The organism is Ruegeria sp. BHSB058, from assembly GCF_059613285.1.
This window is the reverse complement of the sequence record NZ_JBXWSF010000015.1, coordinates 25,782-47,004: the sequence shown is the minus strand read 5'-3', so window position 1 is coordinate 47,004 and position 21,223 is coordinate 25,782. Positions and strand designations below refer to the sequence as shown.

At 55.9% G+C, this 21,223-nt stretch carries 18 protein-coding genes and 1 pseudogene; 8 read left to right on the top strand and 11 right to left on the bottom strand.

Annotation, left to right across the window (positions count from 1 at the left end; genetic code table 11):
- Position 1 precedes the first annotated feature (1 nt).
- The 4 genes from AC2FNB_RS06135 to iscR all read right to left on the bottom strand — a co-directional run bounded on the left by AC2FNB_RS06135 (position 2) and on the right by iscR (position 3,827).
- Complete coding sequence (locus AC2FNB_RS06135) at positions 2-607, bottom strand: hypothetical protein (protein ID WP_496745110.1); 606 nt, start codon at positions 605-607, stop codon at positions 2-4.
- A gap of 51 nt (positions 608-658) precedes the next feature.
- The gene (gene sufB, locus AC2FNB_RS06130) at positions 659-2,179 is read right to left on the bottom strand and encodes a Fe-S cluster assembly protein SufB (protein ID WP_480750986.1); all 1,521 of its coding nucleotides are present in this window, start codon (positions 2,177-2,179) and stop codon (positions 659-661) included.
- Positions 2,180-2,197: 18 nt separating this feature from the next.
- A complete protein-coding gene (locus AC2FNB_RS06125) occupies positions 2,198-3,277 on the bottom strand; it encodes a cysteine desulfurase family protein (protein ID WP_496745108.1) in 1,080 nt (359 codons plus the stop codon).
- A gap of 91 nt (positions 3,278-3,368) precedes the next feature.
- Positions 3,369-3,827, bottom strand: a complete 459-nt coding sequence (gene iscR / locus AC2FNB_RS06120; protein WP_480750984.1) for a Fe-S cluster assembly transcriptional regulator IscR — start codon at positions 3,825-3,827, stop codon at positions 3,369-3,371.
- Positions 3,828-4,004: 177 nt separating this feature from the next.
- Between iscR and AC2FNB_RS06115 the strand changes: the two genes are divergently transcribed.
- The 7 genes and pseudogenes from AC2FNB_RS06115 (at position 4,005) to AC2FNB_RS06085 (ending at position 10,004) form a co-directional block, all read left to right on the top strand.
- Entirely contained in the window at positions 4,005-4,658 is a 654-nt protein-coding gene (locus AC2FNB_RS06115) for an alpha/beta hydrolase (RefSeq protein WP_480750982.1), read from the top strand.
- The gene (locus AC2FNB_RS06110) at positions 4,658-4,903 is read left to right on the top strand and encodes a hypothetical protein (protein ID WP_480750980.1); all 246 of its coding nucleotides are present in this window, start codon (positions 4,658-4,660) and stop codon (positions 4,901-4,903) included. The genes AC2FNB_RS06115 and AC2FNB_RS06110 overlap by 1 nt, the downstream gene beginning before the upstream one ends.
- A pseudogene (locus tag AC2FNB_RS06105) lies at positions 4,900-5,367 on the top strand (HD domain-containing protein); the annotation flags it as partial. The gene AC2FNB_RS06110 and the pseudogene AC2FNB_RS06105, both read left to right, overlap by 4 nt.
- 75 nt (positions 5,368-5,442) lie before the next feature.
- Positions 5,443-6,063 (top strand): HD domain-containing protein, encoded by a 621-nt coding sequence (locus tag AC2FNB_RS06100; protein ID WP_496745131.1) that lies wholly within the window; start codon positions 5,443-5,445, stop codon positions 6,061-6,063.
- Positions 6,064-6,455: 392 nt separating this feature from the next.
- Positions 6,456-6,791 (top strand): DMT family transporter, encoded by a 336-nt coding sequence (locus tag AC2FNB_RS06095; protein ID WP_496745105.1) that lies wholly within the window; start codon positions 6,456-6,458, stop codon positions 6,789-6,791.
- A 76-nt stretch (positions 6,792-6,867) separates the two neighbouring features.
- A complete protein-coding gene (gene typA, locus AC2FNB_RS06090) occupies positions 6,868-8,685 on the top strand; it encodes a translational GTPase TypA (protein ID WP_496745104.1) in 1,818 nt (605 codons plus the stop codon).
- Positions 8,686-8,966: 281 nt separating this feature from the next.
- Positions 8,967-10,004 carry a hypothetical protein gene (locus AC2FNB_RS06085; RefSeq protein ID WP_496745102.1) on the top strand — a complete coding sequence of 346 codons (1,038 nt, stop codon included), beginning with the start codon at positions 8,967-8,969 and terminating at the stop codon, positions 10,002-10,004.
- Between the two features lie 66 nt (positions 10,005-10,070).
- On the opposite strand, the gene AC2FNB_RS06080 is transcribed toward AC2FNB_RS06085, so the two are convergent.
- The 4 genes from AC2FNB_RS06080 to recA all read right to left on the bottom strand — a co-directional run bounded on the left by AC2FNB_RS06080 (position 10,071) and on the right by recA (position 15,153).
- A complete protein-coding gene (locus AC2FNB_RS06080; RefSeq protein WP_480750972.1) occupies positions 10,071-10,625 on the bottom strand; it encodes a transglutaminase-like cysteine peptidase in 555 nt (184 codons plus the stop codon).
- A gap of 319 nt (positions 10,626-10,944) precedes the next feature.
- Positions 10,945-11,232, bottom strand: a complete 288-nt coding sequence (locus AC2FNB_RS06075) for a DUF1330 domain-containing protein (RefSeq protein ID WP_480750971.1) — start codon at positions 11,230-11,232, stop codon at positions 10,945-10,947.
- Position 11,233: 1 nt separating this feature from the next.
- Complete coding sequence (alaS, locus tag AC2FNB_RS06070; protein WP_496745100.1) at positions 11,234-13,906, bottom strand: alanine--tRNA ligase; 2,673 nt, start codon at positions 13,904-13,906, stop codon at positions 11,234-11,236.
- Between the two features lie 179 nt (positions 13,907-14,085).
- Positions 14,086-15,153 (bottom strand): recombinase RecA, encoded by a 1,068-nt coding sequence (gene recA / locus AC2FNB_RS06065; protein ID WP_480750969.1) that lies wholly within the window; start codon positions 15,151-15,153, stop codon positions 14,086-14,088.
- Positions 15,154-15,505: 352 nt separating this feature from the next.
- Here recA and AC2FNB_RS06060 point away from each other — a divergent pair, with 352 nt between their 5' ends.
- Positions 15,506-15,940 (top strand): gamma-glutamyl kinase, encoded by a 435-nt coding sequence (locus tag AC2FNB_RS06060; protein ID WP_496745098.1) that lies wholly within the window; start codon positions 15,506-15,508, stop codon positions 15,938-15,940.
- 21 nt (positions 15,941-15,961) lie between these two features.
- Here AC2FNB_RS06060 and AC2FNB_RS06055 read toward each other — a convergent pair whose 3' ends face one another.
- The 3 genes from AC2FNB_RS06055 to guaB all read right to left on the bottom strand — a co-directional run bounded on the left by AC2FNB_RS06055 (position 15,962) and on the right by guaB (position 21,079).
- Positions 15,962-18,241, bottom strand: a complete 2,280-nt coding sequence (locus tag AC2FNB_RS06055; RefSeq protein WP_496745129.1) for an ATP-binding protein — start codon at positions 18,239-18,241, stop codon at positions 15,962-15,964.
- Positions 18,242-18,352: 111 nt separating this feature from the next.
- Positions 18,353-19,525: an RsmB/NOP family class I SAM-dependent RNA methyltransferase gene (locus AC2FNB_RS06050; protein ID WP_496745096.1), complete on the bottom strand. Its 1,173-nt coding sequence runs from the start codon at positions 19,523-19,525 to the stop codon at positions 18,353-18,355.
- Between the two features lie 105 nt (positions 19,526-19,630).
- The gene (gene guaB, locus AC2FNB_RS06045; RefSeq protein WP_480750966.1) at positions 19,631-21,079 is read right to left on the bottom strand and encodes an IMP dehydrogenase; all 1,449 of its coding nucleotides are present in this window, start codon (positions 21,077-21,079) and stop codon (positions 19,631-19,633) included.
- Positions 21,080-21,223 lie beyond the last annotated feature (144 nt).

Below are 21,223 nucleotides of genomic sequence, written 5' to 3'. Positions count from 1 at the left end.
TTCAAGCTTTGGTCATGAAATGAAAGATTTTCTTCAACCGGTTTGCCGGGATCGGCGTCGGATTGACTTCAAATACACCAAGCCTGCCGATGACCTCCGGCTCGCCAAGGAACTCCTCGACCTGTCGGTGCCATTTTCGGTTCGCGTAATCATCAAAGATCAGGGTAACGGGCCGTTCGATGTTGAACGCCGTTGCCAAGGCGCAGCCAATGCGAAACCGGCCGTCGACGAACACGACGTCGGGGTGACGAAAGCCTGGACGGGTCCAAACATCCAGCGCATAACCGGGAAACCGTCTCCAAGCCTCATCCGTCACGGGATGCCCCCAATCGCCCGTCGGCCCGATATCCGACCAGATGATTTGCACGGTGCTTCCCAATGCGGGTGGGTTTTGATCAATCCAGTCCTGCACGGTCCGCGCCCATTCCCGGTCACTTTCAACCGACGTGATATGGGTGCCGGGAAGCTCCGATGCCATAACCGTGGACCCGCCGGCACCGTATTCAAGGATGACATCCGCTTCGCCATAGGCCAACCGCAACGCATCCGCCTCGTCCCGAGGCAGGATGAGCTGCGGGCGTTCTGATTGAAGCGGCTGAAGTGTCACGCATCCATTCCTTGATCTAGCGAGCGGCGCCGTCGGGATCGAAGACTTCGTTTAACCCACCGACCCTTCCAAAGAAATCGCGACAAGCTGCTGCGCTTCCATGGCAAACTCCATCGGCAATGCCTGCAGGACGTCCTTGCAGAAACCGTTCACAACCAGTGCAACGGCTGCTTCCTCGTCCATGCCGCGCTGGCGGCAATAGAACAACTGGTCGTCGTCCACCTTGGATGTGGTCGCCTCGTGCTCGCAGCGTGAGGAATTGTTACGAACTTCGATATAGGGAACCGTGTGCGCGCCGCACTTGCCCCCAATCAGCAAACTGTCGCACTGCGTGTAGTTCCGGCTGTTCTTTGCCTTGGGATGCATCGAAACAAGCCCGCGATAGGTGTTCTGGGCATGACCCGCGCTAATACCCTTGGAGACGATGCGCGATTTGGTATTCTTGCCGAGATGCACCATCTTGGTTCCGGTATCGGCCTGCTGATAGTTATTCGTGATCGCGATCGAATAGAATTCACCCTGGCTGTCATCGCCGCGAAGGATACAAGATGGGTATTTCCACGTCACGGCACTGCCGGTTTCCACCTGCGTCCACATCACCTTGGAGCGATCGCCCCGACAATCCGCGCGCTTTGTCACGAAGTTGTAGATGCCGCCCTTGCCATTCTCGTCGCCCGGATACCAGTTTTGAACGGTCGAGTATTTTACTTCGGCGTCCTCTTCCACAATGATCTCTACAACTGCAGCATGCAGTTGTGCGGTGTCACGCTGAGGAGCAGTGCAGCCTTCCAGATAGGACACGTAAGAGCCCTTGTCCGCGATGATCAGCGTGCGCTCGAACTGGCCGGTGTTTTCTGCGTTGATACGGAAATAGGTGCTCAGTTCCATAGGGCACCGGACGCCTGGCGGCACATAGACGAACGAGCCGTCCGAGAACACGGCTGAATTCAGCGTCGCATAGAAATTGTCTGATACCGGCACAACCGAGCCAAGGTATTTCTTCACCAATTCAGGATGTTCACGGATCGCCTCGGAAATCGAGCAAAAGATCACTCCATGCTTTTTTAGTTCATCCTGAAAAGTGGTACCCACGGAAACCGAGTCGAAAACGGCATCCACCGCAACCTTGCGGCCTTCGGCCGGCGCATTTTCGGCCCCTTCAATACCCGCAAGAATCATTTGTTCTTTCAAAGGAATTCCAAGTTTTTCGTATGTGGCCAGCAGCTTGGGATCAACGTCATCCAGCGATTTGGGCTTTACTTCCATCGACTTAGGGCGGGCATAGTAATACTGGTCCTGAAAATCAATTTCAGGATATTTGACCATGGCCCAGGTTGGTTCTTCCAGTTTGGACCAGCGTTCAAACGCAGCCAGGCGCCAGTCGGTCATCCAATCCGGCTCGTCATTCTTGCTTGAAATCAGACGCACGATATCTGGATTTACACCCTTGGGTGCGTATTCCATCTCGATCTCGGTTTCCCAACCGTACTTGTAGGTTCCGACCTCGCGCACCGCATCTACGGTTTCCTGGTCGACACCATCTTTGACCTGCGTCTGGTCCAAAGCCGCCATGGCCCTCTCCTTGTCTGTTCACACCGCGCGGGTGCGATATTTCTTGTGCAGCTTCAGCCAGGTTTCGGCAAAGCGCATTATTTCATCTTCAGTCGTTTGCGGGCCCAGGGACACCCGAATGGCACTTGCCGATTCGACCTCGCTGTATCCCAACGCCGCCAAAACCCGACTGGTCTTGACCTTGCCACTGGAACACGCCGAGCCCGCCGAAATGGCAAAGCCGGCCAAGTCCAATGCCATCACTTGCGTTTCCCCTTTCCAGCCGGGGGTAACTATACAGGATGTGTTGGGCAAGCGCCGCTCATCTTTCCCGACAAAAATAGTCTCTTTTGCCGATTCCACAAGGCAAGTTTCTAGAATGTTTCTAAGTTTTTCGACTTGCCCCCATGTTCCATCGGCAAGTTCCCTGACAGCGGTTTCTATTGCGGCACCGAAACCGGCAATTCCAATGACATTTTCTGTCCCCGAACGTCGCCCCATCTCCTGACCTCCGCCCGTCAAGATCGGTTCGATATCCAGGCCTTGCCGCAGGATCAACGCCCCTACTCCCTTAGGCCCGCCAATCTTGTGCGCCGACAGGATAGCCATATCGGCGCCACTCCAAGCAAAGGAAAACGGAATTCGCCCAACCGCTTGCGTGATATCCAGCAACAGCCAATCGGCGCGACGCGCTCCATAAGGCCATTGCCCTTCGACCTTTGGAAGCGGATCGGTAATGATTCCCGTCTCGGAATTCGCCAACCCCATGGCCAATGTATGTCCAGGGCCGAAAGGCCGCTCCTGAACGTTGGACAGGTCAAAGTGCGACCAGAGAGCATCATGAGCGGTGCTGTCTACAAAAACGTCACACTCCGGCGGACGTTGGGCCAAAACTTGCGCTGCTTCGGTCGCCCCGGAAGTGAAAACCACCTCTTGCGGCCGACACCCAACCGCCTCGGCAACCTGCACCCGCGCCCTTTCAACCATTGCTTTCGCAGCGCGACCTTCCGCATGGACAGAAGAAGGGTTGCCACACACGTCCATCGCCGAAACCATTGCCTCGCGCGCTTCTGGGCGAAGCGGCGTTGTGGCGTTGTGGTCGAGATAAACACGTTTCATGGATGCATCTTTTCTAGCGGCAGATAGGATGTCGGGCGCGGATAGCGAAAGTCAATGCGGCGGGAATTGACCAAAGTCACGCCACTGCCAGTTAGTCATCGACAACTGAAAACAGGCTCGGAACCGCGGGACAAGGGGCAAGTTCGTTTTCGATGACGTCGGACAACCGCGTCTGGTGCAGAAAGACATAGACATGCGCGCTCAGGCTCTCCCACAGGCGGTTCGTCAGCGATTGTGCCCGACTACCAGAAGACGCACCGGATGCGCCTGCCCCTTTGTGCATTGCGTCGACGGTTTCGTCGACGGCAGCCAGGACTTCGACGATCCGGATTTTCGATGCAGGACGCGCCAACCTGTATCCCCCACCCGGACCGCGAACGGAGGCGACAAGATCGGCGCGGCGAAGTTTGACGAACAACTGTTCGAGGTAAGGCAGGGAAATGTCCTGGCGGTCGGAAATCTCACCCAGCGTAACAAGTGCATCTGCCGGCTGAAGTGCAATATCCGCGAGCGCCACCATCGCGTAACGACCCTTGGTCGACAGTTTCATTTGCTTTCCTCTCAGCCTGACATGCGCGAAATCATTGACCTTCTCGCGGCCAGTGCGTATCTCCCACTGACAGCGTCGCAATGCAACGCCCGACAATTAGAACCGCTCTAAGGTGCCCGACGAATACCGTCAAGAATATCCCGGCGCCGCATGAAAACAGACAGGACAAAAGCACACATGCCCGAGGTGATTTTTCCCGGACCCGAAGGCCGCCTGGAAGGCCGTTACCACCCGCAAAAGGAAAAAGACGCACCGATTGCCATCGTGCTGCATCCACATCCGCAATTTGGCGGAACCATGAACAACAAGGTTGTCTACAACCTGCACTATGCCTTTTACAATATGGGGTTCACCGTTCTGCGCTTCAATTTCCGGGGCGTTGGCCGCAGCCAGGGCGAATATGATCAAGGTATCGGAGAATTGAGCGACGCGGCGTCGGCGCTGGACTATCTTCAGTCCATGAACAACAATTCGAAACATTGCTGGGTCGCCGGATTCTCTTTCGGCGCGTGGATCGGCATGCAACTCCTGATGCGCCGCCCGGAAATTACCGGCTTCATCAGCGTCTCACCGCCCGCGAACATGTATGATTTCTCGTTCCTGGCCCCCTGCCCGTCTTCCGGATTGATCATCAACGGCACGTCGGACCGCGTGGCGCCTCCCGCAGATACGACTTCCCTGGTGAACAAACTGCATGAGCAAAAAGGGATCACCATCACCCATACCGAAGTCGAGGGTGCCGATCACTTTTTCCAGGATCAGCATATGGACACGTTGATCACCGACGTGTCCGACTACGTAAAACGCCGCCTGACGGAAAATACCCGCTGATGTCTTCGAGCGTTGAAACGCTGGCCGCAAAACTGGCCGAGGATACGATGAAAGTGATGGATGAAACCAATGAGGACCGCCTGTTCATGGAGGTCAGCGCGGTATTGGGGGCGGCTTCCCAAACTCTCGAAGAGGCGTTTCTAACCGAAATTCGCGTACGCATGGCTGAACGTAAGGCACGGCAATTTCTGATCGGCAAACTGTCGAAGTTCAGAGACAAGGCGCAAGCCAAGGAAAAGCAATGACCGAACGCCTGTCCGCGCAGATCGACTTTCTAAAAGCAGCGGACAGGTTGAAAACGGTCGAACGCGCGAATGCTCTCCTTGATCTGTCTCGTCCCGAAAACTCTGCCGAGCATAGTTGGCACCTTGCCTTGTGGGCCTTGGTCTTTTCCCCAATTGCAGAACCCGGGGTGTCCATAGACAGGGTCATCAGGATGTTGCTTTTGCATGATCTTGTGGAAGTTGAAGTTGGCGATCATCCCATTCATTTGGAAACAGATTGGGAGTCTGTGGCAATCAAGGAACGCGCGGCAGCCGAATCTTTGTTTGGTTTGCTTCCTATGGATCAAAAAGCGGTGTTCTTGTCGCTCTGGAACGAATTCGAGGCAGACGAAACGCTTGACGCCCGCTTCGCTAAACGCTTGGACAGGTGCCAGCCGCTGTTTCAGGTTCTTTGCGCTCCGGTCCCGCGGCCCGACCACATGGGGATCGTACGGGAGAATCTGAACGGCGGGCGAGCGGCCTATCTGCGTCACGAGTTTCCCGAAGCCTACCGGCACGCAATGGATTTGCTGAACGGTTCACAGCCCGATCACTCCTCTTCTTTTTCCAGCCGTCTGCCCTTTCTCTTGGACGCTGATCAATTGAAATCGGTCAACAGGGCGTCCAGGCTCTTGGACAACTCCCGTTGCGAAAATTCTGCGGAACACTCGTGGCACATCATGCTCTACGCATGGGTGCTGGCAGAATATGCCCACCCCGAAGTTAGGATTGATCGGGTTCTGCGCATGCTATTGCTGCACGACATTGTCGAAATCGATGCCGGAGACCACCCTATTCACGGTCAGGTTGATCATGCGGCCCAAGCCGAAAAAGAAATGGCCGCGGCCGCACGTCTGTTTGGCCTCCTGCCTTCTGCGCAAAAAGAGGAATTTACCGATCTCTGGCTTGAATTCGAAAACGCCGAAACACAGGACGCGTTGTTCGGCAAAGCGGTTGACCGAATTCAAACCCCTATTGCAAACCTTCAAAACGGCGGCGGCACGTGGATCGAATATCAGGTCAGTTTTGATCAACTAGAATCCCGGGTCGGATATCCGGTAAAGCGCGGTGCGCCGGAATTGTGGCAATGGCTGCAACCTCAGCTGAAACTGTTCTTCGATGTGATCGAACCCGTGAACTAAAATCCGTTCTGGGTTCTTTCACAAGTGGAAAAGGGGCCTCTCAGCCCCTTTTCCTGACCTCGATAGCGCTGTCTATACCGGCACACTAGCCACTCGCTCAACATTTCTGGCTGCATCTATGTCGACGGACCCCCCGTCTGCAAGCCACCCAAGCGCCACTATTACGGCCGAAATCAAAATGATCTTTTTTGCAAAAGCAGTCATTGAAAACTCATCAACATTTGAACTCACCAATAACCCGTCAGATACACCTTGCCGGCATTCGCCGCTAGTCCGGTTTCCCTGACCCCGCGTTAACCTAGGGTGCGTGCCAGCACCTTCGATTTCTCTTGCGGCGGAAACCTTCATTGTGTTCAACGTCTGACCAACGTGACGAGAACGGTTTCGTTTAGATGCCCAAAGCTTACCTGATCCTCCTTCTGGCCGTGATGGCCGAAACAATCGGCACGACGGCCCTGCAAGCCAGTCAGCAGTTCACGCGCCTGTGGCCTTCTGTTCTGGTCGTTGTCGGCTATGGGATCGCTTTCTATTTGCTGGCGCTGACTCTCAAGGTGATGCCAGTGGGAATCGTTTATGCTATCTGGTCTGGCTTGGGAATCGTTCTCATTGCTCTGATCGGCTTCGTTGCATTTGGACAAAAACTCGATTGGCCCGCCCTTGCTGGACTAAGCCTGATCATCATCGGAATATTGGTGATTCATCTTTTTTCGCAGTCCACAAGCCAATGACGGCGCGTTTGGGCTGGTATCTTGTGTCCTGCCGCGCTATGCGCGCGGCAACTTTCCGTTCAAAGGCTGACCTCTCATGGACCTTCGCAATATCGCGATCATTGCTCACGTTGACCATGGCAAGACGACTCTTGTCGACGAGCTGCTCAAACAATCCGGCGCATTCCGGGAGAATCAGGCCGTGGCCGAACGCGCCATGGACAGCAACGATCTGGAGCGCGAGCGCGGTATCACTATCCTCGCCAAGGCGACCTCGGTCGAATGGAAGGGCACCCGGATCAATATCGTTGACACCCCTGGCCACGCCGATTTCGGCGGCGAAGTGGAGCGTATCCTCAGCATGGTCGATGGCGTTGTGCTGTTGGTCGACGCTGCCGAAGGCCCAATGCCGCAGACCAAGTTCGTGACGTCCAAGGCGCTTGCGCTCGGGCTGCGCCCGATCGTCGTTCTGAACAAAGTCGACAAACCCGATGCCGAACCTGACCGCGCGCTTGACGAATGTTTCGATCTGTTTGCGAATCTTGGCGCGGACGACGACCAGCTTGATTTTCCGGCCATGTATGCCTCTGGACGATCTGGCTGGGCAGATGTGGAACTGGACGGGCCGCGCAAGGATTTGTCGGCGCTGTTCGATCTGATCATCCACCACGTTCCCTCTCCGAAACAGGCGGCGCACAAGGGCGAGCCGTTCCGCATGCTGGCAACCACTTTGGGCAACGATCCCTTCATCGGGCGCATTCTGACGGGTCGTGTCGAAAGCGGTACACTCAAGGCCGGTGAAACCCTGAAGGCGCTGAGCCGCAATGGTGCGCTCATTGAGAACTTCCGTGCCTCCAAGATCCTCGCCTTTCGCGGCCTCAGCCAACAACCGATCAATGTAGCCGAAGCTGGTGACATTGTCACAATTGCGGGCATGAGCAAGGCGACCGTCGCCGACTCTCTGGTCTCGCCACAAGTGACCGAGGCACTTCCGGCCCAGCCCATCGATCCGCCGACAATCTCGGTAACGTTTGGCATTAACGACTCTCCGCTGGCGGGACGGGACGGCAAGAAGGTTCAGTCCCGTGTGATCCGCGACCGCCTGATGAAAGAGGCTGAATCCAACGTCGCAATTCAAGTTTCCGACACCCACGGCGGTGAAGCCTTCGAAGTAGCCGGTCGTGGCGAATTGCAGATGGGCGTACTGATCGAAAACATGCGTCGAGAAGGATTCGAACTCAGCATTTCCCGCCCGCAGGTCCTGTTTCGTCATGAAGATGGCCAGAGACTGGAACCGATCGAAGAAGTCACCATTGATGTCGATGATGAATACTCGGGTGCCGTAATCGAGAAGGTGACAGGCACCCGCAAAGGCGAACTGGTCGAGATGCGCCCGGCGGGCGTTGGCAAAACGCGCATCATCGCGCATGTTCCATCACGCGGATTGATCGGATACCACGGCGAGTTTCTTACCGACACACGCGGCACGGGCGTTCTAAATAGGGTCTTCCACGGCTGGACCCCTCACAAGGGTCCGATTCCGGGTCGGCGCGCAGGCGTTCTGATCTCAATGGAAAATGGTCAGGCGGTGGCCTATGCACTTTGGAACCTCGAAGAACGCGGACGCATGTTTCTTGGCCCCCAGGCGGATGTCTATCAAGGCATGATCATCGGAGAGCATTCCCGCGACAACGATCTTGAGGTTAACCCACTCAAGGGCAAGAAGCTGACCAACGTCCGGGCGTCTGGCTCAGATGACGCCGTACGACTGACGCCCCATATTCAGTTTTCGCTCGAAGAAGCCATTGCCTATGTCGACGACGACGAGCTGGTCGAGGTCACGCCCAATGCCATTCGCCTGAGAAAACGCTTCCTTGATCCGCATGAACGAAAAAGGATGGCCAAATCAGCCTGAATGCTAAAAAAATCAAGCTGACTTCAATCAACAATCCACTCAAAATCTTCTGATTTCATTCAATTAGAAGACAACTCACACCAAAGGCCCTCGAGATCTACGCGTCTCGCAGGGCCCATTTTTGTTGGAAAAATTGAAAGCCTCACACGATCGTTAAGAATTTTCAACCTTGCCTTTGGGGCAACTTTATGGCGAAAGCTAGATTATGTTTTGGCCTCTTTGAGGCGATCATGTGCCCGATGGAAGGGACTTGATTTTGGACAGAGTGATTGGAGTACAAAATGAAAACACGGGCACGTCTTATTCCACTGATCTTGGCGACATCGTCAATTTCAGCGATTGCTTCGACCAGCTTCGCAGCCGGCGAACGATGCACACTGAATACCGCGAAGAACTCGGTATCCACCGAAACGCTGTGTTCGTGTGGTGTCGTCGAGGCGCGGATGCTCCGTTACCTTCAAAAGCGGTCTGATTTTGAAGACATACTTGCCCGTACCACTAACGCCTGCCCAAGTTTCGCTGCTGTGCTAGTCGACTTCCCAACAGCGTCGGTAGGAAATTCCCTTGAAGGTGGTGACGGCGACGGATCATCAATGTTCGGAGGCGGAGGCACCCCATCTGGTGGCGATACCAGCGGCACACCTGGCGGAAACACGGGCGGAAACCCCGGTGGTGACACTGGAGGCAACCCTGGTGGTGACACCGGCGGCAACCCCGGTGGTGACACTGGCGGCAACCCCGGTGGTGACACCGGCGGCAATCCCGGTGGTGACACCGGCGGCAACCCCGGTGGTGACACCGGCGGCGATCCCAGTGGTGACACCGGCGGTAACCCTGGTGGTGACACTGGTGGCGATACCGGCGGTGACACTGGTGGCGATACCGGCGGTGACACTGGTGGCGATACCGGCGGTGACACTGGTGGCGATACCGGCGGTGATACTGGTGGCGATACTGGTGGCGATACCGGCGGTGACACTGGTGGCGATACCGGCGGTGATACTGGTGGCGATACTGGTGGCGATACCGGCGGTGATACTGGTGGCGATACCGGCGGTGACACTGGTGGCGATACCGGTGGTGACACTGGTGGCGATACCGGCGGTGACACTGGCGGAGGCAAAGGAAACAACGGCGGCGGCAATGGCAGCGAAGGGTCTAGCCCCGGTCAAGGTCACGGAGCCAATGACGACGAATCTGGCGACGGCAGTGGCAACGGCAACGGCAACGGAAATGGGAACGGCAACGGAAATGGGAACGCTGGCGGTAACGGAAACGGAAATGCCGGCGGCAATGGAAATGGTGGCTCGAAACGCTGATCGCCACCGGCCTCATATATTCCAATTACAAACCGAACTCGAAAAAGCGCGCCAAGGCGCGCTTTTTTATCCGCTGTTGTTTATTGCCACCCATTTCTGTGGTTGCCTTGGGTCCTGCATTCGCAGGAACACATATCCAGTTTGGCGCCAGGGTTTGATCCGGTTCGTCAGGTTATCCAATACCAAATCCCCGCTCACTGACCGATAAACCAGCACAGCGTGTGAATTTCGGCGCGTGTCCAGCACCGTTGCAAGAAGAAGCTTCCTTGGATCAAGACCCAATCGGATTAGTTCATGCTTTTTCAAAAGGGCAAAGTCCTCACAATCGCCTCCCCTGGACGTCGGAAGAGCCCATTCTTCAGCCTTGCGATACTGTGTCTGGTCTTCAATCGTGCGCGTCGTTCGATTAACGCGGCTGTTTACGTCACTTACCAGTCTCAACTCTTGCCCGTTCGGCACAGTTGCATTTGCGACGGTCGCGCAGGCCCACGAGTAGGTTTCACACAAGTCTTTTGCTCCCGACGGAGCGGGAAACGAAACGGATACGTTGAGATAGGTATTCTCCAAGGCGATGGCACCAGTCCCAGTGGTGATACCAACAACCGTAAGAAGAGCTCCCATTGCGGTCTGCTGAAGGCGGCGGAACGAAAAGATGATGGGTTTTCGACCACATGGCAGCATGGCGACACCTCGGATTAAGTCAGAACGGTGTAGTCGCAACAGCTCTATCCAAGGGTTTTAGCAATGCATGTGGCGCCCTTGGACAGTGTCGATACGACTGCCCCTAGTGCTGAACCCGAAAAAAGGCGGAAATCCGAAACGGAATGTGGCTGATATGGGGTGATTTCTGGACAGGCAGAAACCCGCCGGTCCTAGTCCGAAAACAAAAAAACCCGGCGTACGGCCGGGCTTTTCTCAGGAAAATTGATTGCTTCCTTTGTTACTCGGTCGTCTCGACAACCAGCAACTCACGCTCGGATGCATCCCGCGCGTGGCTCAACGCCTGTTGGTACTCTGTCGAGTTGTAACACTCCACAGCAGCCTCAAGCGACGGAAAGGTCGCCACAACATTCCGTGGTCTTTCCTTTCCTTCCAGTTGTACATATCGGCTGCCGCGGGCAATGAACTTGCCACCATGCTTGGCGATCGCAGGACCCGCAAGTTCCGCGTATTTGCCGTAGGCTTCGGTGTCTGTCACCGTGACATGCGCAATCCAGAGAGCTCCCATCCTATCCTCCAATTACCTGTTCAGCTGCCTTTATGGCCGCATCCGCGTTTGTGGTGTCCTTGCCGCCACCCTGCGCCATGTCCGGACGACCGCCGCCACCCTTGCCGCCCAGTTCAGCAACCGCCGCGCGCACCAGATCCACCGCTGACACTTTACCGATTAGATCATTGGTCACCCCGGCAGCCACCGCCGCCTTGTCACCGGCATCTGCGATCAGCAACACGGCACCGGTCTCAATCCGCTGTTTATGCTCGTCTATCAATGACGGCAGGTCCTTGCCTGACACACCAGACAGAACTTGTGAAACGAAACGGATGCCGTTGACAATGCGCGCCTCCTGACCACCGCCCTGACCTGCGCCACCGGCCATAGCCAGTTCCCGGCGCAATTGGGCAACCTCGTTCTGTAGCGCCTTGCGTTCATCCATCAGGGACTTGACCCGATCGGCAACTTCCGCCGACTGCGCTTTCAACATTCCCGACACTTCGGCAAGCGTGGTGGCCTCCCGGGTCAGATGCTCAAAAGCGACCGCTCCGGTCAGAGCCTCGATTCGCCGCACGCCCGCCGATGATGCACTATCACCAAGCAGCACGAATGTGCCAATATCGCCGGTTTGTTTGACATGCGTGCCGCCACAAAGCTCGATGGAATAAGTCTGCCCGTCCTGGCCTTTGCCGGTTTCCGCTCGTCCCATCGACACCACGCGAACCTCGTCACCATACTTTTCGCCGAACAATGCCTGGGCTCCGATCCCGCGGGCATCGTCAGGTGTCATAATACGGGTTTCGACCTTGGTGTTTTGCCGGATAAAGCTGTTCACCTCGGCAGCGACCTTGGTCAACTCTGCATCGGTCAACGCCTTGGAATGGCTGAAATCGAACCGCAGACGGTCATCCGCATTCAAAGAGCCTCGTTGTGCCACATGATCGCCAAGTGTTTCCCGAAGCGCTTCATGCAGCAGGTGCGTGGCCGAGTGGTTGGCGCGTATTGCCGTGCGGCGAGCATGGTCGACTTCCAGTTCCACAGCATCGCCTTTTGCCATCATGCCCCCGTCGACCGTCACAAGATGTGCATAGACCTTCGCATCAGCGAATTTCCTTGTGTCCTTGACTGTCGCAGCCTGAATTCGGTCATCGATCTTGCGAATGATACCGGTGTCCCCAATCTGCCCCCCGGCCTCGCCATAAAAGGGCGTTTGGTTGACAATGATCCAACCGGACTCGCCTGCGTTGATCTTTCCGACCAGCGCACCATCCACGACCAAGGCCATGATTTGGCCTTCAGCAATTTCAGTCTCATACCCAAGGAAATCCGTGGCTCCGACAGAATCCAGAACGTCGAACCACACTGCATTATCCGCAGATTCACCCGAACCGGCCCAGGCCGCGCGCGCCTTGGCCTTCTGCTCTGCCATGGCTGCGTCAAAGCCTTCGGTATCCACCGCACGGCCTTTTTCACGCAACGCATCCTGCGTCAGGTCGAGCGGAAAGCCATAAGTATCATAAAGTTTGAATGCCGCCTGTCCGGGCAACGGCTGATCCGCCGCTAAACTAGCCAACTCATCGTCCAGCAGTTTCAAGCCGCGATCAAGCGTCTGCTTGAACCGCGTCTCTTCCAAAAGCAGAGTCTCTTCGATCAAGGCCTGCGCGCGACCAAGTTCACCGTATTGCGCACCCATCAATTGGACCAGCGTCGGTACCAGGCGGTGCATGACCGGATCCTTCGCCCCTAATAGATGCGCATGGCGCATGGCCCGGCGCATGATACGGCGCAGCACATACCCCCGACCGTCGTTTGAGGGCATCACGCCATCGGCAATCAGGAAAGAGGTGGAACGCAAGTGATCCGCGACAACCCGATGGTGCACGTTCTGATCCCCATAGGGGTCGACATTGGTGGCATGTGCGGAGGCTTCGATGAGGGTTTTGAACAGGTCGGTGTCATAGTTGTCGTGGCTGCCTTGCAGCAGTGCCCCAATCCGTTCCAGCCCCATTCCAGTATCGATGGACTGCATGTCGAGTTCGCGCATCGAGCCGTCCTCGAACTGCTCATTTTGCATGAACACGATGTTCCAGATCTCGATGAAGCGGTCCCCGTCTTCGTCGGCGCTGCCCGGCGGGCCACCCCAGATATGATCGCCGTGGTCATAAAATATCTCGGTGCACGGACCGCAGGGGCCGGTCGGCCCCATCTGCCAGAAGTTGTCAGAGGTCGCGATGCGAATGATCCGATCCTCGGAAACACCGACTTTTTTCCAGATTTCAAAAGCTTCATCATCGGTGTGATAGACCGTAGTCAACAACCGGTTTTTATCGATACCGAAATCCTTGGTGATCAGGTCCCAGGCAAAAGGAATTGCCTCGGCCTTGAAATAGTCACCAAAGGAAAAGTTGCCCAGCATCTCGAAAAACGTGTGGTGCCGTGCAGTATACCCTACGTTGTCGAGGTCATTGTGCTTGCCCCCGGCCCGTACACATTTTTGTGCTGTCGTGGCGCGCTTGTAGTCTCGGGATTCGACGCCGGTGAACAGGTTCTTGAACTGTACCATGCCCGAATTGACAAACATCAGGGTCGGATCGTTTCGCGGAACCAACGGGCTTGATGCCACGACTTCGTGTCCCTGTTTGGCGAAGTAGTTCAGAAAGGTTGAGCGGATCTCGTTCAGCGTGGGCATGTGGCTCTCTCGACGCGCATTTGTTTGGTTCTGTGATGGTTTAGCGACGTCCCGAACGATAGTCCACAGCGCAAGGATGCGGCAAACGAAACAAGGCGACCCGATCGGATCGCCTTGCCATGTTTCACTTTATCCAGACCGACGCGAAAGTGATACTCTTGCTGTTTCGCAGGCTATCGTCACGCTTCGAGAATATCGTCCTCGTCCCCATCGGACGCCATGTCGAACTCCAGGCCGTGGGCCGCACGAATCTTGTCCTCGATCTCCAGAGCAACGCGGGTATTCTCACGCAGATAGGTTTTGGCATTCTCCCGCCCCTGGCCGATCCGTTCGTCGCCATAGCTAAACCACGACCCGGATTTCTCAACCACCCCGGCCTTGACGCCCAGATCCAGCAATTCGCCCATCTTCGAAATGCCTTCGCCATACATGATGTCGAATTCAACCTGCTTGAAGGGCGGCGCAACCTTGTTCTTGACGACTTTCACCCGGGTCTGGTTGCCGACAACTTCATCCCGGTCCTTGATGGCACCAATACGGCGAATGTCCAGGCGCACCGAGCTGTAGAATTTCAGGGCGTTACCACCTGTCGTGGTCTCCGGGCTGCCAAACATAACGCCGATCTTCATCCGGATTTGGTTGATGAAGATCACCATGCAATTTGACCGACTGATTGACGCTGTCAACTTGCGCATGGCTTGGCTCATCAACCGGGCCTGAACGCCCACGCTGCTGTCACCCATGTCGCCTTCCAGTTCAGATTTCGGCGTCAGGGCCGCAACCGAGTCGACAACAACCATGTTGACCGCGCCCGAGCGCACCAATGTATCGGTTATTTCCAGCGCTTGTTCACCTGTGTCGGGTTGCGAAATCAGTAACTCATCCAGATCAACGCCCAATTTGCGGGCATATTGCGGATCAAGCGCGTGTTCAGCATCCACGAAGGCGCACACCCCTCCCCGCTTTTGTTGTTCGGCAATGCAGTGCAGCGTGAGAGTTGTCTTGCCCGAGCTTTCCGGGCCGTAGATTTCCACGATACGGCCCATCGGCAGGCCACCAATACCAAGCGCAATATCCAGACCCAGAGAGCCGGTTGAGCTGGCCTCGATTTCCGGCAACGCATTGTCGCCGCCCAGTTTCATAATCGATCCTTTACCGAATTGACGCTCGATCTGGGCCAGGGCGCTGTCCAGCGCTTTTTGCTTGTCCGCGTTTTGCTTGCTGCTCATCGTCAGAAGATCCGCCATTGTCCTGTCGCTTTCCTTTTGTCACACCCTTGAGCGGGCGGCAATCGCTGCTTTGTTCGCCTCTTGTTCCTTATGGGACCAAAAAGAGAACATTTCAACTCAAATCTCTTAATTGAAGCTTTATCCAATTGTATTAAAGAACCCTTTACGGCACTCTGACCGTGAAATCCAAAAGAAGAACGCAAGATAAATGATTGTTTTCTATAAAGAACGCCTTGTCCTTTTGTCGGTTCCGAAAACGGGGACCACAGCATACCACGCGGCTTTGAAGGATCACGCGGATATCGTCGTTTCGGGACCTCCCGAGTTGAAGCACGCCCCCCTTCGCAGGTATGATCGTTTTTTTAACAGCATGTTTGCGAAGCTTTTCGACGTCGACCTTGAAGTCATGGCGGTCGTTCGCGAGCCGGTCGACTGGCTGGGAAGCTGGTACCGATACCGCCGCCGCCCATTTCTAGACGGCAAACCCACCTCGACCAGTGGAATCGATTTCGACAGTTTCGTCCGCGGCTACCTGAGAAGTAATGATCAGCCGGCCTTCGCCCAAGTTGGCAGCCAGGCCAAATTCCTCACTCCCCGGGCGGGTGGCGTCACTGTTTCTCATGTGTTCAAATACGATCACCAGAGCCAGATTATCGAGTTTCTGGAGAACCGGCTTAAGATCAGGTTGGAGTTGCCGCGCGAGAACGCGTCCCCTCCAATGCCATTGGTTCTTACCGAAGAGACTGAACGGCAACTACGCCACAGGTACGCAGATGATTTCGACCTTTACCAATCGGCACTTTGACAAACCTTGTCGCCACAAAACCTAGTTCAGCTGCTGAAAAACCGTTTCAGTCAACTGATTTAACGAGAACGGTTTTGGCAGGAACACGGAATGTGCAAACTCCGGCTCTGTTTCGCCAAATGCACCTTCAGCATATCCCGAAACAAAGATGACCCTGACACCCGGCCGGTTTTTCAATGCTTTTTTCACCCAGGTCGGACCGTCCATCCCGGGCATCACCACATCCGTGACGATGATGTCCACGAGGACTTCCCCCTCTGCCAGCACGTCAAGCGCCTCTTCACCCGTTTCCGCTTCAAGTACGGTATAACCTCTCATTCTTAGTGCGCGTGACGCAAAAGCGCGGACCGACGCTTCGTCCTCCACCAGCAAAACCACGCCTTCCCCATGTTTTGGAATGGGAACGGTGTTGGAATCCGACACTCTAGGTTCAATAACTTCAACCTCATGCCAAACCGGCAGATACAAAGTAAACTCGGATCCCCTGCCCTCAACGCTGTCAACAAATATGAAACCGCCAGTTTGCTTGACGATCCCATATACCGTTGAAAGGCCCAGGCCAGTACCTTCGCCAGTTCGCTTTGTGGTATAAAACGGCTCGAATACTTTTGGCAGCTTGTCCGCGGCTATCCCGACGCCTTCATCTATAACCTTGACGGATACGTATTCACCAATCGGCATCTCTGCCCTGTCGCGTTTCAGTGGTTGATCGAACGCGACAACTTCGGTTTCAATCCGAATCTCCCCACCTTTCGGCATGGCATCGCGCGCATTCACCACCAGATTCATCAAGACCTGTTCCAACTGGCGTTTGTCCGCACGAACGGGCTTCAGAACCGGGTCATGACTGAGGGTCAGCGTGATCTTTTCGCCGACAAGCCGATTCAGCAAATGGATCAAATCGGACAGTGTATCGCGCATGTCCAGCGTCTCGGGCCGCAAGGTCTGCTTTCGCGAAAACGCCAGCAATTGGCCGATCAGAGCAGCGGCCCTATTGGCGTTCTGGTTGATCTGAATAAGGTCACCATAGTCGGGATCGCCCTGATCGTGGCGCAGAAGCAGAAGGTCGCAATGCCCCGAAATCGCAGTCAGCAAGTTATTGAAGTCATGCGCGACCCCGCCGGCCAATTGCCCGACCGCCTGCATTTTCTGGCTTTGAACAAACTGCGCCTCAAGTGTCTTGAGTTCAGTTGCATCGTTGAGAACCGCAATCAAGCTTGTTTCACCGAAGCGAACCACCTTGCTAAGCGTGACTTGCACAAACGTTTCCCTGTCCGGTCGACTCAGGCGCAAGAATTCTGACCGAGGTTTGACCGATCCCTCGATTGTTTCGCGCAGCCAGTCCCTGATCGGGCGACCAAGCCCATGCATGATCTGCTCAACAGTGGTCCCGTCTTGGGGCGTGCAACCAAGCAATTCATCGGCAAGTGGGTTCGTCTCAAGCACTTCTCCCTGGGCTGAAAGACGCATCAGCGGAACGGGCAGATCATTGAATGATGGCGCCGGAGCCATGAACACTTCAGGTCCTAACGGGCAGAGTGCGATTTTTCTGCTGCCAACTGTTTTGCGAATTTCAGCGATGGCCACCGGTACCATTCCAGTTTTGCTTTGAACTTTGACAATGGACCCGGGTCGGATGTCTTGCTCGGCAATAACTTGCTTCAGATTGCCGGGTGCGAATCCAAATAGATTGTGTGCGGCTTCATTTGCAAACTGGATCCTGTTTGATCTCCCTACCGTTACCATCGGCAGACCCTCAACATCATCGCCGTTAAAACTGTCACTCCCCGGAACACTGGTCAACCTCCACAAATACGTGTCTTTTCCAAGAAGCTGGGCCGATATTTTGATAATTCCGCGACCAGTTACGAGCTCATCGTGTGCCACTCCCTTCCTTTGCGCAACAGATTGCAGCCGTAACAGAACGGCCGCCGGAGACGGAAAAAAACTTCGCAGCAAAACATCGAGACTACCATGATCGTCAACATTGAAACTTGCCTTTGCAGCGGCATTCGCGAAACGCACGCATCCTCGGGAATCTGTGATAATGCCAGGAGACGTATCGCTGTGCAGATAGGAGGAAACGAGTTCGTCAACCAGCTTTGCGCGACGATCAAGGCTCCACTCTCGAATGGTAGACAGAACCAAAACCGCAGACAGCGACAGGCCCACAGCATACAAACCTCGAGTTACGCCATCAGTCATGTCGCCAGCCAAAGCCGAAACAAGCACAACGACGATACAGGCGAACAACGCCATACGACGCCATGGTTTCGTGACACTCCGGTGACGGACCGGCATTGCCGGATTGGCGGTTGCAGACACTGAGACACTCCGTTTGATGTCATTGGTCCGGGTATTACGCGCAACCGGGGTTAATCCCAACTTAATGCGTTACTCCGCCTGTAGTTGTTATCTGGAGGCGCTATTCTGCGTCAAGTGCGCAGTGTAGAACCCATCAGTGCCCTCGGAAACCAACCATAGTTTTTCGAACACACTGGACCACTGTGGGTTTTGCCTGACCAAGGCGCCCACCGCCTCTTGATTTTCTTCACGCAACATGGAGCAGGTTGCATAGGCCAGCAGTCCACCATTTGAAACAAGCACCGAAGCCTTCGACAGGATGCTTTGTTGAATAGAACACAGTTCGGTCAGTCGTTCTGGTGTCAAGGCCCATTTCCCGGCGGGTGCACGACGCCACGATCCGCTGCCCGAGCACGGAGCATCAACCAGAACGATATCATAAGGTGAATTGGCGGCGACACTCACGCCATCCAGCAAGGTGATATCAACGCCAGCGCGTTGCGCGCGCGCGGGGATATCGCTCATTCGGACTGGTGAGATATCATGGGCGAATACCGAAACGCCGCGAGACGCAGCTAGGGCAAGCGACTTGCCGCCCCCCCCGGCGCAATAATCCAGCACCTTCAGTCCTGGGCGCAGAGGAAGAGACGCCACAACCGCTTGGCTGGCGGCATCCTGAAGCTCGACCAGGCCATCCAGAAAAGCGCGGCTTTTTGCGACTAGCCGTGCACCCGAGACAATTTCCAGCGCGGTGTCGCACGCGGAATGCGAACGAGCTTCGATCCCGTCCCTGGCCAGTACTTCGACCGCTTGTGGCAAATCGGACTTTAGGCGATTCACTCGCAGATGAACCGGCGCGCGATGGCGCAGCGCCTGTGCAGCGGCCTGTGCTTCGTCACCCAGACTGTCCTGAAACCGCGACCACAACCAGTCGGGCAGGTCGTTTTCCTCGCCACCCGAGGCAGGTGTACACCCGGTTTCATTTTCACCGACAGGCAGTGGAGCATGCCGCGCGCCAGTAAAAAGGTCTGTCGGGTCTTCACTGGCGGCCCGGATCAGGCCGATCATAAGTCCACGCCCTGTCTCAGCCCCTCCTAACGCTGCAAAGGATCTTTTGCAGCGCAGTGCATCGAAAACATGGTCGCGGATCGCTGCTCGGTCCTTCGATCCTGCAAACCGACTGCGCCGCGCCCATCCTGTCAGAGACTTCTCGGCCGGTGTTCCGGCCAGAATCTCGTCAAGAATTTCGATGGAGGCCTGAATACGGGCGGCAGGTGTCATAACAAAGTCCGGTTTGTTTTCGCGTTGATACGCATTGCCTCAACTGGTCCACCTTCAAAAGCCGAACATGGCAGGGCTGCCGCAAGGCCAAGTCCCGCCAAACGATTAACCTATACGATAGTTCGGGCTCTCGCGGGTGATCTGCACGTCGTGAACATGGCTTTCCTTGAGGCCCGCACCGGTGATCTTGACGAACTGGCAATTGCTGCGCATTTCCTCGACATTGGCGCAGCCCGTGTACCCCATGGCGGCCCGCAACCCGCCTACAAGTTGGTGAATGACCGCGCTCGCCGATCCTTTGTAGGGCACTTGACCCTCGATCCCTTCAGGTACCAGTTTGTCGCTAGCTGCGTCCTTTTGGAAATACCGGTCGGCCGAACCGCGCGCCATGGCGCCCAAGCTTCCCATACCGCGATAGGATTTGAACGATCGGCCCTGATACAGGATCACCTCGCCGGGGCTTTCGTCAGTGCCCGCGATCATCGATCCGACCATGGCACAGGATGCACCGGCCGCAATGGCCTTGGCAAAATCCCCGGAAAACTTGATACCACCATCAGCGATGACAGGCACGTCTCCGGCTGCTTCGGCACAATCCATGATGGCCGTCAGCTGCGGAACGCCCACACCGGCCACCATACGCGTGGTGCAGATGGATCCCGGCCCGATGCCAACCTTGACAGCATCGGCGCCCGCATCAATCAGCGCTTTCACCGCATCCGCCGTCGCAACGTTCCCGGCAATGATCTGAACTTCGTTCGACAAGGTCTTGGCGCGTTTGACCGCATCGATCACGCCCGCCGAATGGCCATGCGCGGTGTCCACCACGATAATGTCGACGCCCGAGTCGACCAGCGCTTCGGATCGCTCGAATCCCGTGTCTCCTACAGACGAGGCTGCAGCAACCCGAAGCCGCCCCAGACGGTCCTTGCAGGCGGTAGGGTTCAGAACCGCTTGTTCCGTGTCTTTCAGGGTCAAAAGACCCGTGAGTTTGCCATTGCCGTCCACGACCAGCAATTTCTCGATCCGCCGCGCCTTCATCAGACTCTTGGCTTCTTCCAGATCCGCCGGCTCGCGCAGCATCGCCAGGTTGTCCGAGGTCATCATCACCCGAATTGGCGTGTCATCGGACGTGGCAAAACGCATGTCCCGGTTGGTGACAATGCCAACTACGCGGCCTTTTTCGTCAACCACCGGAAAACCCGTGAAATTGTAACGCTGCACCAAGGCCTTGGCATCTGCCAATGTCTGATCCGGCCGAAGCGTGACAGGGTTGTATACGATGCCCGATTCGAACCGCTTGACCCGTCTTACTTCGCGCGCTTGTTCCTCGACGCCCAGATTCTTGTGAATCACGCCAATGCCGCCCGCCTGGGCCATGGCAATCGCCATTCGCGATTCGGTCACCGTGTCCATGGCGGAACTGAGCAGCGGAATATTCATGCTGATCTCGCGTGTCACGCGCGTTGCCGTATTGGCGGTGGATGGCAGCACGGAAGAAGCCGCCGGAACCAGAAGAACGTCGTCAAAGGTGAGAGCCTCACGAATCTGCATTTGCTAACCCCATGCAAAACCCCGTTTGGCGGTGACCCTATTGCATGGTTTCCGGGCAAGGGAAAGCCCCAGCTCACAGATCCGCGGAAATTGGGGTACAGAAAAAGGCGAGTCCTACGCGCATCATTTTTGACGGTAAGGTGC

Coding starts and splice junctions, on each gene's coding strand:
- sufB (WP_480750986.1), bottom strand. CDS start 2,179: ATGGCGGCTTTGGACCAGACGCAGGTCAAAGATGGTGTCGACCAGGAA.
- AC2FNB_RS06115 (WP_480750982.1), top strand. CDS start 4,005: ATGCCCGAGGTGATTTTTCCCGGACCCGAAGGCCGCCTGGAAGGCCGT.
- AC2FNB_RS06100 (WP_496745131.1), top strand. CDS start 5,443: ATGGATTTGCTGAACGGTTCACAGCCCGATCACTCCTCTTCTTTTTCC.
- recA (WP_480750969.1), bottom strand. CDS start 15,153: ATGGCGGATCTTCTGACGATGAGCAGCAAGCAAAACGCGGACAAGCAA.
- guaB (WP_480750966.1), bottom strand. CDS start 21,079: ATGCAGATTCGTGAGGCTCTCACCTTTGACGACGTTCTTCTGGTTCCG.
- AC2FNB_RS06050 (WP_496745096.1), bottom strand. CDS start 19,525: ATGACACCTGCCGCCCGTATTCAGGCCTCCATCGAAATTCTTGACGAG.
- alaS (WP_496745100.1), bottom strand. CDS start 13,906: ATGCCCACGCTGAACGAGATCCGCTCAACCTTTCTGAACTACTTCGCC.
- AC2FNB_RS06085 (WP_496745102.1), top strand. CDS start 8,967: ATGAAAACACGGGCACGTCTTATTCCACTGATCTTGGCGACATCGTCA.
- AC2FNB_RS06080 (WP_480750972.1), bottom strand. CDS start 10,625: ATGGGAGCTCTTCTTACGGTTGTTGGTATCACCACTGGGACTGGTGCC.
- AC2FNB_RS06095 (WP_496745105.1), top strand. CDS start 6,456: ATGCCCAAAGCTTACCTGATCCTCCTTCTGGCCGTGATGGCCGAAACA.
- AC2FNB_RS06075 (WP_480750971.1), bottom strand. CDS start 11,232: ATGGGAGCTCTCTGGATTGCGCATGTCACGGTGACAGACACCGAAGCC.
- AC2FNB_RS06110 (WP_480750980.1), top strand. CDS start 4,658: ATGTCTTCGAGCGTTGAAACGCTGGCCGCAAAACTGGCCGAGGATACG.
- AC2FNB_RS06055 (WP_496745129.1), bottom strand. CDS start 18,241: ATGCCGGTCCGTCACCGGAGTGTCACGAAACCATGGCGTCGTATGGCG.
- iscR (WP_480750984.1), bottom strand. CDS start 3,827: ATGAAACTGTCGACCAAGGGTCGTTACGCGATGGTGGCGCTCGCGGAT.
- typA (WP_496745104.1), top strand. CDS start 6,868: ATGGACCTTCGCAATATCGCGATCATTGCTCACGTTGACCATGGCAAG.
- AC2FNB_RS06125 (WP_496745108.1), bottom strand. CDS start 3,277: ATGAAACGTGTTTATCTCGACCACAACGCCACAACGCCGCTTCGCCCA.
- AC2FNB_RS06060 (WP_496745098.1), top strand. CDS start 15,506: ATGTTTGCGAAGCTTTTCGACGTCGACCTTGAAGTCATGGCGGTCGTT.